Source organism: Algimonas ampicilliniresistens (assembly GCF_030159955.1).
Taxonomy (GTDB): domain Bacteria; phylum Pseudomonadota; class Alphaproteobacteria; order Caulobacterales; family Maricaulaceae; genus Litorimonas; species Litorimonas ampicilliniresistens.
This window is the reverse complement of record NZ_BSNK01000001.1, coordinates 1233620-1246108: the sequence shown is the minus strand read 5'-3', so window position 1 is coordinate 1246108 and position 12489 is coordinate 1233620. Positions and strand designations below refer to the sequence as shown.

Genomic DNA, 12489 nt, shown 5'->3' with positions numbered 1-12489 from the left:
GCACTGATGACGGAAACACCAATAGTCACCCTACGAGCGACACCCTGCGCTGCGAAAACAAAGGCTTGGCGCGAGTTACTGCCGCCTGAGCCCTTCGAGAGCCTCGGGCGTCCATCGGTCAGGGTTTAACCGCGAACCCAGCAGGGTCACGATCTCATAGGCATCGACGGCATCAACTGATGGTCGGTGCGCATAAGTTTCTATGACAGCGTCCAAACCCGGATTTTGGACTGAAGACACTTGCGAGGGAAAGTAAGCCTTCGCTTCCGGTCCCGTTGGGTATTTCGTTTCGCCCGTATTGACAGCGAACACCTTCAAACTTTTTCTGTAAACGCCCGGCCTTACGACATCTTTGGTTTTGAAGCTGTCATCCACCGATTGAACCAAAAAGTAGCGATGACCCGCGTCTATCGTGGTTTCTGCGGAAGTAAGATAAGCCTGATCGCTCGTTTTGATCCCATCGGCGAAGGTCTTTCCCCGCATCTCAATGTGATAGGTGTTCTCACTTAGTTGAGTGGTGTTTGTGGTGGCGCAGGCCGTAATCGCAAGCGCGCCGATGGCAATGACAAGTAGCTTCATAGCTTTTTATACCATAGGTTGTGACTACAGCCAAATCGAACTCACCGGAAGGGTTCGACAATGCTGAACAGACACAAATGCCTATTTCGTCTAACTACGGAATGGAGGAAGAGACACGGTGAGGAGCATTAAGCCCACAATGAGTGTCAAAAGGCAACTGGCAGTCCCTAGGGGAATCGAACCCCTCTTTCCAGGTTGAAAACCTGGCGTCCTAACCGATAGACGAAGGGACCACTCTGTTGCGAGCCGCCATATATGAAAGAGGGTGCGAGCTTTCAAGCGGAAAAGATCGCGCATATGTCATGAAAATGCAGCAGGTGTGTCGTGCTACACCGCCCAAGCGATGTCTTTGAGGTGAAAGTCCGCACTTTCACGCCCTTGATAGCTGTTCCGTTTGACCTGTCCGAGTAGATGAAGGCGGCGATCGCCCGCCTCTAGCAAAGCCTGTCCAAGTTCAGTTTCATCGCCGCGAAACAAGATTCCCGACACGCGGTCCCCGCCCCGACCTTCTGCCGTGAACCGAACATGGCCACCACTGAGGCGTTTAGAGAAGGCAATCCGGACATCTGAAAAGGCAAAGACCGGGCCAGGGTTCTGTGGGCCATAGGGGCCGACCGAATCGATAATGGTCAGAAGGTCGAGATCGACTGCACTCGGTGCTAGGCTGAGATCGACTTTGGATATGGGTGCCGCGCGCGCTGCAGCAACGTCACCTGAGAGCCGATCCTCCAACCAGTCCGTTAGCTCGCCAACCCGCGCGCCTTCTACGGTCAGGCCGCCCGCCATGGCGTGACCACCACCAGATTGTAGCAGACCCGCCTTTTTGGCCTGGGTGAAGGCTGTGCCGAGGTCGACGCCAGAGATTGACCGACCTGAGCCTTTGCCGACACCGTCCTCATCAATCCCGATCACAATAGCTGGCCGTTCGAACCGATCTTTGAGTCGCCCTGCAACAATCCCGATCACACCCGGATGCCAGCCTTCCATCGACACGACAATAATAGCGCGGTTATCCTGACGTTCGGCCTGTTCTGTTGCCGCGCGGAGCATATCGTCCTGCATGGTCCGGCGTTCTCGGTTCAGCCGGTCGAGTTCAAAAGCGTGAGAATGGGCGAGCGCCAGATCGTCTGTCGAGAGCATCTCAGCCCCCATCTCAGAACGGCCAATCCGACCGCCTGCATTGATTCGTGGCCCGAGGACGAAACCAGCATGATAAGTGGTGAAAGGTGGTGTGGCCTTGGCCACAGCCGCCAGCGCGTTCAATCCGGCGATCCGCTGACGATCCATGACCTTTAGGCCGTGTTTAACCAGAAGTCGGTTGAGCCCCACCATCGGAACAACATCGCAAATTGTGCCAAGCCCGGCGAGGCCGAGTAATTCGCGAATATCAAGCGTTGGCTTTAACCCTCGCCGCTTTGCTTCTCGGTTCAACGCCACGACCAGCATAAAGGTCACACCGGCGGCGGCCAGATAGCCAAGACCGCTCTCATCATCAGGACGGTTCGGATTTACGATGGCCTCGGCAGGCGGCAACCCGTCCATCAGGTGGTGATCTATGATGATCACGGGCAAATTGATCTTTGCGGCGGCGTGCAAGGCTTCATGGGCTGCCGCGCCGCAATCCAGCGTGACAACAAGGTCTGTCCCCTCGCCTTTTAAAACCTCAAAGGCCTGTTGTGACGGACCGTAACCATCGCGGATGCGGTCTGGGACATGTAGTCCAAACTCATAGCCGAGCCCCCGCCCCCATCGGATCATCTGCGCGGCTGATGTGCCGCCATCGACGTCATAGTCAGAGAAGAGCGTGACTCGTTTACCCGCCTCGATCCGGTCCAGAATCCGGCCCGCCGCAGTATCCATGTCTGTCAGGGTGGACGGATCCGGCAGATCCGCCTTCAATGTCGGGACGAGATAACGCTCAGCCGTCTCCCCCGGCACACCGCGACCCGCTAATAAGGCTGACCGAATACGGTCTAGGCCTGACGTTTGTTGGACCTTTGTGATGTCCTCATCGCTGGCACGGGCGATCCATTTTTTGCCCAATAGAGATCGCTCGACCCCCAATAAGGCTGGGCGATCCGTCATCCCGCCTTGCCAGGGTTATAGGGGCGCGAAGAACGCAAACGCTGCACCGCACTATCGACAGAGTTCATGATCAGCGTGTGAGTGTGCACGCGTCCACCCATGATCTTCACCCCGTCCAATAGGGAGCCTTGGGTCACGCCTGTCGCCGAGAAAATCGTCGGCCCGGAGGCTAGGCCTTCCAGATCATAGGTTTTGTCCAGATCATCAATGCCAACACGACGGGCGCGGGCAACTTCGTCATCGTTGCGGAAATGCAGCCGCCCCTGCATCTGCCCACCAATGCAGCGCAAAGCAGCGGCGGCTAGGACACCTTCGGGAGCCCCGCCCTGACCAATATACATATCGGTCTGCGTGTCCGGGTCGGTCGTGCTGATCACGCCCTGCACATCGCCGTCCGTGATAAGGCGGACACGCGCATCAATATCGCGCAGACTATCGATGATGTCAGAATGGCGAGAGCGATCAAGCACGCAAACTGTGATATCGGAGGGGGTCACGCCTTTGGCTTTGGCCAAACGTTTTACATTGTCGGCGGGGCTGTCAGCTAGATTGATTGTCCCGGCATCATAGCCCGGCCCAATCGCAATTTTGTCCATATAGACGTCTGGGGCAAACAGCAGACCGCCGCGCGGTGCAAACGCCATCACAGCTAAAGCGTTCGCCATCGCCTTGGCCGTCAGGGTTGTACCTTCCAAAGGATCGAGAGCGATGTCAATTTCTGGGCCTTTGCCCGTCCCGACTTCCTCGCCAATATAGAGCATGGGGGCTTCATCGCGCTCGCCTTCGCCAATGACGATCCGACCGCGAATATCCAGCGCATTGAGACCGCGTCGCATAGCGTCCACGGCCTTTTGGTCCGCTGCTTTTTCGCGACCTCGTCCGATCATCTCGGACGCCGCAATCGCGGCTTGTTCGGTCACGAGCGCCGCCTGCACGGCGAGTCCCGCATTAAAACCAATCTTGCCCATTTCAAAAGCCCTTCAGGTGTTTTGATTCGTCGCGCGCCGTAGCACAGTCGACGTTATTCTGCAGCGCTGGCCTTAGCCTCATTGGCTAGATCGCGTTGCATCATCTGTTTGATGTTGCGGGCCGCCTGACGAATGCGCTGTTCATTCTCAACCAAAGCGATCCGAACATAGCCTTCGCCATGTTCGCCAAAACCATTGCCCGGTGAGACAGCCACATCGGCATTCCGCATGAGATATTTTGAAAAGGCGAGAGACCCCATCGCGCGATATTGTTCTGGCAAAGGCGCCCAAGCAAACATCGACGCATCCGGCGTTGGGATCGTCCAACCGGCTCGGCCAAAGCTTTCAACCATGACATCGCGCCGTGACCGATAAATCGCGCGCGCCTGTTCCACAGGGTCTTGCGGGCCGTCGAGCGCCGCGCAGGCGGCGACTTGGATCGGTGTAAACGCCCCATAATCAAGGTAGGACTTCACCCGGGTTAGCGCTGCGATCAGGCGCTCATGACCCACGGCAAAACCCATACGCCATCCGGCCATGGAATAGGTTTTGGACAGTGAGATGGTCTCAACAGCGAGAATGTCCCGCGCACCCGGTACCTGAAAGATAGAGGGCGGAGGATCGCCAAAATAGATTTCTGAATACGCTAGGTCCGACAAGATAATGATATCATTGGCTTTTGCGATCGCGATGATCTCTTCATAGAACGACAAATCACAGGTCATGCCCGTCGGGTTCGATGGGAAGCAAACCACGATCGCCAAAGGGGGCTTATCGTCTTCAGATAGAGCCTTTTTCACTCCAGCGAGATACTCGTCAGCCGTAATGGCGGGAATGCCTTTGATCTTCGCACCCGCGATGATGAAGCCATAAGCATGGAGCGGATAAGATGGATCTGGCGCATAGATCACGTCGCCCGGTGCAGTGATCGCTTGCGCAAGGTTGGCAAACCCTTCCTTAGATCCGATTGTGGCGATGACTTGTGTCTCTGGATTAAGCGAGACATCAAAGCGCCGATCATAATAGCGCGCACAGGCTTGGCGTAGCCCTTTGATCCCACGCGAGGCCGAATAGCCTGTTACATTGGGCTTCTGAACCGTCTCGATCAGCTTATCGATGACATGTTTGGGAGTCGGCAGGTCGGGATTGCCGAAGCCGAAATCGATGATGTCGGACCCATCCGCACGGAGTTCAGCCTTCAGCTTGTTGACTTCGGCAAAAACATAAGGCGGGAGACGTTGGATCCTGTAGAATTCTTCCCGAAACGTCTTGTCGGGGACAGGCCAGTTCATGACGGATCATCGTCCTTATATTCTTCAGCCTCGTCCTTGGCCGCTTCGAATTGACGGTCGAACACCTCTGGGCTCAGAGCGGGTTCTAGATCGGGGACATCGACATCATCGTAGAGTTCCTGCATCTCGCGCGCGGATTGATCCCATTCTTCGGCCGTGCGGACTCCGGCTGGCATATCCGGTGTGTCTCCAGGGCTCGGAAAGCTCATCTCCAAATCGGAAATCTCTTCATTGAAGTCTGAGTTGCCCATGAAATCGAGGTCCGGTAATTTTACGGAGGCACACCCCGGTAAGGTGGCGGCAGCAAGAGCGGTGATAGCAAGGATGCGAATAGACATAGGGTAAGAGTAGCGAATTTGTCGCGTTCGTCATGTGAAACTTACGCACAGGTCCGGAAAAATCACTGGTCCGTTAAGGAAAGAGCCCTGTGGCCCCTAGTCCGAGTGTCTCGGTCCAGCCCTGCGTGAGATTATAGTTTTGTACCGCCTGCCCGCTCGACCCCTTTGTGAGGTTGTCGATCACCGACACGATAATCGCGCGGCCCGGAACACGGTCAGCGAAGATGCCGATCCTCGCTTCGTTCGATCCACGAACATGCCGCGTCTGGGGCACTTCGCCGTCCGGCATGATTGTGACGAATGGGTCTGCCGAATAGCGTTCCGCATAGAGTTGTCTCACCCGCTCAACCGACCAATCCTCGGTCAGCTCGACATAACAAGTCGCGATCATACCGCGGTTCATCGGGACGAGATGCGGAGTGAAACTGATCGCTGACGTATGTCCAAACAGCCGTAATTCTTGTTCCATTTCAGGGGCGTGGCGATGGTTTCCAATCCCGTAGGCATGTGCGCCGTCTGAAACTTCTGAGAAGTGGAGACCGAGCGTCGCTTTACGTCCCGCCCCGGTTACGCCCGTCTTCGCATCAATGATGATGAGACTATCTGTGAAGGCAGACGCCTCGACCCCTGGCAGTAAAGCCAAGAGTGAACAGGTCGGAAAGCAGCCCGGACAAGCCACCAAACGCGCGCCCAAAAGATCACTTCGGGCGAACTCCGTCAGCCCGTAAACGCGGTCTTCCAGCAAAGCCGGTTGGCTATGTGGCGCACCATAAACGGCTTCAAATTCTGCCGGATCGGAGAGCCTAAAGTCTGCTGAGACGTCGATCACCGTGTCTACATGATCCAACGCAGTCGCAATCGCGGCTTGTCCCGTCGAATGCGGCAGGCAGGAAAAAACAACATCAATCCCTGTCAGATCAATATCTTCGATCTTTTGAGTCGTCGGCAATGACTGGCCAGAAAAATTGGCGAAGACATCACCATACGCTTCATCTGCACGTCGATTAGCGGATAAAGCGCCAATCTCGATCTCAGGATGACCGAGCAACAGACGCACTGTTTCTGCCCCGGTGTAACCACTGGCTCCAAATATCGCGGCTGTCTTCATCGTCGCCCCCAAAGAAAAAGGCGCCTCGGTCTCCCGAAGCGCCTTGAACAATAACCGGTAAAGGTTCGTTTAGCGTTTCGAGAACTGGAAGCTCTTACGAGCTTTCGCCTTACCGTATTTCTTACGCTCAACAACACGCGAGTCACGGGTAATGAAGCCAGCCGCTTTGAGCGGACGACGAAGCGCCGGCTCATAGTAAGTCAGAGCTTTCGTAATGCCGTGACGCACAGCGCCAGCCTGTCCGGACAGGCCGCCACCTTTGACGGTGGCCATCACATCATAGCTGTCAACGCGGTCAGCGACTTGGAACGCCTGAGCGATAACAAGGCGAAGCACAGGACGTGCAAAATAGACTTCCTGATCACGACCATTGACGATGATCTTACCAGAACCAGGTTTGATCCAAACGCGGGCGATGGAATTCTTACGCTTGCCTGTCGCATAGGAGCGACCATGTTCGTCGATCTTAGGATCGGGAAGCGGCATATCTTGCGCGGCTTCTGCACCCTGATCTTCCATGGCGGCTTTAAGGTCTTCGAGGCTCGTCGCGACGACTGTATCTTGGTCAGTCATTGATCTATGCTCCCTTGACGTTTTTGCGGTTGGCAGATTTGAAATCGACCGTAACTGGGTTTTGTGCGGAATGCGGATGCTCTGAACCTGCATAGACGCGCAGATTAGAGAGTTGCTGGCGCGCCAATGGCGACTCTTTTGGCAACATACGCTGCACGGCTTTGCGCATCACGCGGTCCGGGAAACGGCCATTGAGAAGCTTCTCAGGGGTTGTTTCTTTGATACCGCCGGGGTGACCCGTGTGACGATAATATTTTTTGTCCGTCAGCTTGTTGCCCGTGAACTTCACCTTATCCGCATTGATGATGACGACATTGTCGCCGCAATCGATGTGGGGTGTGTAGTCAGGCCGGTGCTTGCCGCGCAGTCGCATGGCGACAAATGACGCAAGGCGACCGACAACGGCATCCTCTGCGTCGACGACGATCCAGGTCTTCTCGACCTCCGCCGTCTTCAGAAACTTAGTGGTTTTCATTTCGTCCCTCGAAAATAACGAAAGGCCCGCTAGGGAGCGGACCTTCGATGAAAAGGTTGAGCGCGCAATAGGGGGGAGCCGTAACAGCGTCAAGACTCTAGATCAGGCAGAGGTACTTAATTCACCAAGTAAAACAAGGTCTTATCAAAACGGTATTTTATTACCGTGCCTTTTCCATCGATAAATGAGCCACATTGTCGAGATAAAGACCAGAACGGAACTAAACTGATGCAATAAAGCGAGGTTCAGCGGTGCGACGGCCAATAAGGTCCAGATACCAAGACCTATCTGCCAGCACAGCAGCAGCGCCAGGACAATAATCGGTGTGAGGAGCATGGCGTTGCGCCGATAGGTGAAGGCTAGAGCCACAAACAAACCGAGTAAGGCATAAGCGAGCATACGATGATTGAATTGGATCGCCGCCGTATTCTCAAACAGATTGCGCCACCACGGACTTTGGAACCAGTAGCCCGATGGGATGAAGCGCCCATCCATCAAAGGCCAGCTATTATAAGTCTTGCCGCTATTGGTTCCGGCAACGAAAGCCCCAGCGATGATCTGAACATAGACGAGCAAAAGGAAAATCGGCGGTAGCCAGCCTTCCCCTCGTCCAGTTTCGCGCCGCCATTCTCTCAGTGACTCAAAGAACAGCCATAAGAGAAACCCCAATATGATGAAGGCCATGCCCAGATGGGTGGCCAGTCGATACTGGCTGACCGCAACCATGCCGTCTTGCAGGCCTGAATGGACCATCCACCATCCAATGGCACCTTGGATGCCAATTAACAGTAAGACAGAAAAAAAGGTCAAACCTCTCCCGCCGGGTATGCGGCGAGATATCGTGAGAATCAGCAAGGGGATGGCAAAAGCAAGGCCAATAATTCGGCCAAGTTGGCGATGCGCCCATTCCCAGAAGTAGATGAACCGAAACCCGTTAAGATCCATGCCGGGATGTTCGGCTTCAAACTCAGGGATCTGTTTATATTTCTCGAATTCAGCGATCCAGGCCTCTTCCGACAGTGGCGGCAAGGCCCCTCTGATCGGCATCCACTCGGTGATCGATAGGCCAGAATTCGTCAGCCGCGTCGCGCCGCCAATCACAATCATGGCAATAACAAGCAGGACCATAAACCCTAGCCATGCCGTCACCCAACCGGGGGCTCGCTTTTCAAAGGATATGGCCATGGGTGATCTATAGACACTCGTGTGGCAATTGGGCTGCGACAAAGACAGTCCTGATGGAACAAGTGGTCGGAGTAGCAGGATTCGAACCTGCGACCCCACGCCCCCCAGGCGTGTGCGCTACCGGACTGCGCCATACTCCGCGCCACTTGCGCGCGCGGGCTATAAGCAGCTGAGCCGAGACTCGCAAGATAGCAATAGCGGCCAAAGCCTTGGATTCATCGAGGTTTTGCAGGACGGGCTCAGCTTGAAGAGTCGAATGTATCCCACTGCCCTTTAAGAGCTTCGAGGCGGCTAAGCGCATCCCGAAGGCCAGACATGTCTTTTGGTTTGGCAGGCGGTGGCACGGGCTCGGATTGTGTAGGTTGTGATAATTCTGGTGCTACTGTTTTCGGCGGTGCCGACTGCACGCGCTTTGACGGAATAATATGGTCAGCCGCGGGCTTTTCAATCCGTTCTGGGACCAGTTTTGTGTCCGATAGGTCGCGCTCTCGCGAGGCTTCCTCGACCGATCGTCCCAATTCGACAATGCGCGAAGCACCACTCTTCGCGATCAGCTTTTGCACATCCTTGATCGGGTGCTTCTCATCATGAAGCAGCGTTTTGATCCCACGTAGAAATTCAATGTCTTCCGGACGGTAGAATCGGCGGCCACCACCGCGTTTGATCGGGGTGATGTCAGAGAATTTCGATTCCCAGAACCGAAGGACATGGGGTTGCAGTCCGAGTTCATCCCCGGCTTCACTAATGGTTCTGAAGGCGCGTGTCGTCTTCGCTCGCATGGATCAACCCTGTTGCGAATCGGACTGTATCACCGTTTTGGGCTTAAAGACGAATCAACCCGTTCCCGGAGGACTTGGCTGGGCTTAAATACCAGCACGCGACGGGGGGTAATCGCCACTTCGACGCCCGTTTTCGGGTTCCGTCCGATCCGCTCATTCTTCTCGCGTAGTAAAAATGTTCCGAAGCCAGCCAGCTTCACATTTTCGCCTTTGAGGAGAGCGCCGGAGATATGGCCAATGACAGATTCCACAAGCTCTGCGGAATCCGACCGGGACAATCCGATCTCGCTATAGACGGCTTCCGCCAAATCGGCGCGCGTCACAGTGCCCGTGTTCACGGTCTTACTTCCCATAGCGAGCTATAAAGCAAATGCGCCCTACTACACGCAAGGGTTAAATGGTCGCAAAACTCGGAAAAACTTTGCAGATTCAGTAGCGAAGCAGGCAAGCACCCCATGTGAAGCCTCCGCCGAACGCCTCTAACATCACTGTATCGCCCTTTTTGATCCGCCCGTCGCGGACAGCGGCGTCCCAAGCCAGCGGCACGCTGGCCGCCGACGTATTGGCATGTTCCGCAACAGTAGAGACAACCTGCTCCGGGCGCAGCTTTAGCTTTCGCGCCACGGCGGTCAGGATTCGCTGGTTCGCCTGATGGGGGACAAACCAGTCAATCGTCGGGACGTCATATTCTGCTTCATCCGCGCAAGTTTGAATAATCCGAGCAATATCGTTCACAGCGTGTTTGAAAACAGCGTTCCCCAACATGCGAAGCTTACCGACGGTTCCCGTCGAAGATGGGCCACCATCGACATAGAGCATATCGCAATGAGCGCCGTTGGACCGAATGACTGAATGGATAACGCCATCTTGCGTGTCACTTTGGGCTTCGAGAATGATCGCCCCGGCCCCGTCACCGAACAGCACACAGGTGCCTCTGTCTTCCCAATCCAAAATCCGCGAAAATGTCTCAGCCCCAATGAGCAGGATACGCTGATGCGCACCGGACCGAATCAACGCGTTGGCTGTATGAATGCCGTAGACAAAGCCGCTGCAGACAGCCTGCACATCGAAAGCCGCGCCGTGGGTCATCCCTAGGCGGTGTTGGATCATCGTCGCCGTCGACGGAAATGTCAGGTCGGGCGTAGAAGTGGCCACGAGGATAAGGTCCAGATCAGCCGCCGTCATGTTGGCGCTTTCCAGCGCTTTAAGGGCTGCCGCTAAACCCAAATCAGACGTCGTCTCGCCCTCTGCTGCGATGTGCCGGCGTTTAATGCCGGTGCGCTCACGAATCCATTCGTCAGACGTCTCCAGCCCAAGTGTCTCTGCAAACTCGGCATTCTCCATCACCCGCTCAGGGAGATAGCTGCCAATGCCCCGGACAACAGCGCGAACGGTCATGTTATGAATCCAATATTGTCGTCTTCATCATGCAAAGCGTCGAGCCTCAGATCGATCGCATGCATGAAATCGGTTTCAGCCAAAGCGACCGCAATGTTAATCGCATTCGCGAAGCCGATCCGATCCGTGCCGCCGTGGCTCTTGATGACGATGCCATTCAGGCCGAGGAACACCGCGCCATTGACGCGGCGCGGATCAATCCGCTGCTTGAGCTTGAACAAGGCGAAAGCATTCAACCCCGTCGTGATCTTGGACCAAATATTGCCCTGCATGGCTTCATTGAAGAACGTGCCAATGAGTTTGGCTGTGCCTTCCGCCGTTTTCAAAGCGATATTGCCCGTAAAGCCGTCTGTAACGATCACATCGACAGAGCCCGTCGAAATGTCATTGCCTTCGACATAGCCCGCATAATTGAGATCCAGTTGGCTTTCGGACAAGCGCTCATGGGCTGCCCGAATAACCGCATTGCCCTTCTGATCCTCAGTCCCGACATTCAGCAGACCAATCGACGGCTTATCTTTCTTATAGATGGCTTTGTAATAGGCTTCGCCCATGATCGCGAATTCGGTGAGCTGGGCGGGATCCACATCGATATTGGCTCCCACATCAAGCACCACTGAGACTCCGTTCAACCGGGGCCAAGCGGCGGCCAAGGCGGGACGTTGAACGCCCTGTTTCATGCGAAGTTGGAGCTTACTCATCGCCATGAGCGCACCCGTATTGCCTGCTGAAACTGCGATTTCCGCCCGTTTAGCCTTTACCGACGCGACAGCGTTCCACATGGAACTATCCTTACCACGGCGCAGAGCCTGGGAGGGTTTGTCATCCATTGAGATCGTCTTCTCAGTGTGGACGACTTCAGATCGTTCGCGCGTGCGGGGAGCTTTCGCCAATAAAGGGGCCAGCTGGGCTTGGTCGCCATGCAAGAGGAAACGGGCACGACGGCCCTGCCCCTCATGGGTCAGGAAATACTCCAGCCCTTTTATAACCATACCGGGGGCATCATCCCCTCCCATGGCATCAACGGATATGACCAAGCCTTCCAACATCGAATTGTTATAAGCCCCCTGCCCGGCGAGTGATAGGCTAAACCTCGGGAAAGACGAAACGCGCTTGCGTGATTTGGGCCATTGAGAGATTTCGCAAGCTTGACAGCCATTCGAGCGCATAATCGGCCACTCTCAGCTCAAAACTCGTCGGAGCGTCTGGATCAGGTTCGATCATCAGCACATCCGCCATAGCTTTCTGCGGTGATTCGGCGTTTAGCGCGTCCGTGTAGGCCTTTGCTCGTTCGTAAAAAAAGTTGATCATCGGCTTGATGCGTTTTTTCACGCCTGTATCGCCAATCCCCTCTTCACGCAGCGCGATCTCAAAATCATCCTTCATTTCATCAAACAGTGCCTGACTCAGAAGTTTACCGTCCTCACCATCCGCCCGCAGCCGTTCCATCATCACGGCCATATGCAAGCTAATGAGGTCGATTCGACCATCATAGTCGTCTGCAAACCGCCCCGACCCAAAGAAAGCCGGGTCTCGCGCTTGTTCAAGCAGCCGAAAATAAATGCGCCGTCCATCCCGGCGCTCGGGCAGGTCCCGTCCCATTAATCGGTCGAACAAACCCATGTTAAGCCTCCGTCATATACCGCGCCGAGTGCTTGCGCGCACCGAGCGGTTTGGCTAGGGCCAAATCGCCCCGTTTGGGCGCCCTA

Annotated in this window: 14 protein-coding genes and 2 tRNA genes; all 16 read right to left on the bottom strand. The window is 55.3% G+C overall.

Going from position 1 to position 12489, the window contains the following annotated elements:
- Positions 1-75: 75 nt before the first annotated feature.
- The 16 genes from QQL54_RS05835 to QQL54_RS05760 all read right to left on the bottom strand — a co-directional run bounded on the left by QQL54_RS05835 (position 76) and on the right by QQL54_RS05760 (position 12403).
- Entirely contained in the window at positions 76-579 is a 504-nt protein-coding gene (locus tag QQL54_RS05835) for a hypothetical protein (protein ID WP_284388574.1), read from the bottom strand.
- Between the two features lie 158 nt (positions 580-737).
- Positions 738-812: transfer RNA gene (locus QQL54_RS05830), tRNA-Glu, on the bottom strand.
- Between the two features lie 94 nt (positions 813-906).
- A complete protein-coding gene (recJ, locus tag QQL54_RS05825) occupies positions 907-2664 on the bottom strand; it encodes a single-stranded-DNA-specific exonuclease RecJ (RefSeq protein ID WP_284388572.1) in 1758 nt (585 codons plus the stop codon).
- Positions 2661-3632 (bottom strand): class II fructose-bisphosphatase, encoded by a 972-nt coding sequence (glpX, locus tag QQL54_RS05820; protein ID WP_284388570.1) that lies wholly within the window; start codon positions 3630-3632, stop codon positions 2661-2663. Before glpX ends, recJ begins: the two co-directional genes overlap by 4 nt.
- Before the next feature lie 53 nt (positions 3633-3685).
- On the bottom strand, positions 3686-4924 hold the full coding sequence (locus QQL54_RS05815) for an LL-diaminopimelate aminotransferase (protein WP_284388568.1): 1239 nt from the start codon (positions 4922-4924) through the stop codon (positions 3686-3688).
- Entirely contained in the window at positions 4921-5262 is a 342-nt protein-coding gene (locus QQL54_RS05810; RefSeq protein WP_284388566.1) for a hypothetical protein, read from the bottom strand. The genes QQL54_RS05815 and QQL54_RS05810 overlap by 4 nt, the downstream gene beginning before the upstream one ends.
- A 73-nt stretch (positions 5263-5335) precedes the next feature.
- A complete protein-coding gene (argC, locus tag QQL54_RS05805; protein ID WP_284388563.1) occupies positions 5336-6370 on the bottom strand; it encodes an N-acetyl-gamma-glutamyl-phosphate reductase in 1035 nt (344 codons plus the stop codon).
- Between the two features lie 69 nt (positions 6371-6439).
- Positions 6440-6943 (bottom strand): 30S ribosomal protein S9, encoded by a 504-nt coding sequence (gene rpsI, locus QQL54_RS05800; RefSeq protein WP_348520675.1) that lies wholly within the window; start codon positions 6941-6943, stop codon positions 6440-6442.
- Positions 6944-6947: 4 nt separating this feature from the next.
- Positions 6948-7418, bottom strand: coding sequence for a 50S ribosomal protein L13 (gene rplM / locus QQL54_RS05795; protein ID WP_284388561.1), 471 nt, complete (start codon positions 7416-7418; stop codon positions 6948-6950).
- Between the two features lie 144 nt (positions 7419-7562).
- The gene (locus QQL54_RS05790; protein ID WP_284388559.1) at positions 7563-8603 is read right to left on the bottom strand and encodes a COX15/CtaA family protein; all 1041 of its coding nucleotides are present in this window, start codon (positions 8601-8603) and stop codon (positions 7563-7565) included.
- Between the two features lie 63 nt (positions 8604-8666).
- Positions 8667-8743: transfer RNA gene (locus tag QQL54_RS05785), tRNA-Pro, on the bottom strand.
- Positions 8744-8842: 99 nt separating this feature from the next.
- A complete protein-coding gene (locus tag QQL54_RS05780; protein WP_284388557.1) occupies positions 8843-9382 on the bottom strand; it encodes a MerR family transcriptional regulator in 540 nt (179 codons plus the stop codon).
- Positions 9383-9411: 29 nt separating this feature from the next.
- Positions 9412-9720, bottom strand: a complete 309-nt coding sequence (locus tag QQL54_RS05775) for an integration host factor subunit alpha (RefSeq protein ID WP_348520709.1) — start codon at positions 9718-9720, stop codon at positions 9412-9414.
- A gap of 91 nt (positions 9721-9811) precedes the next feature.
- Positions 9812-10780 carry a beta-ketoacyl-ACP synthase III gene (locus QQL54_RS05770; protein ID WP_284388552.1) on the bottom strand — a complete coding sequence of 323 codons (969 nt, stop codon included), beginning with the start codon at positions 10778-10780 and terminating at the stop codon, positions 9812-9814.
- Positions 10777-11829, bottom strand: coding sequence for a phosphate acyltransferase PlsX (gene plsX, locus QQL54_RS05765; RefSeq protein WP_284388550.1), 1053 nt, complete (start codon positions 11827-11829; stop codon positions 10777-10779). Before plsX ends, QQL54_RS05770 begins: the two co-directional genes overlap by 4 nt.
- A 37-nt stretch (positions 11830-11866) precedes the next feature.
- The gene (locus tag QQL54_RS05760; RefSeq protein WP_284388548.1) at positions 11867-12403 is read right to left on the bottom strand and encodes a ubiquinol-cytochrome C chaperone family protein; all 537 of its coding nucleotides are present in this window, start codon (positions 12401-12403) and stop codon (positions 11867-11869) included.
- Positions 12404-12489: the final 86 nt, after the last annotated feature.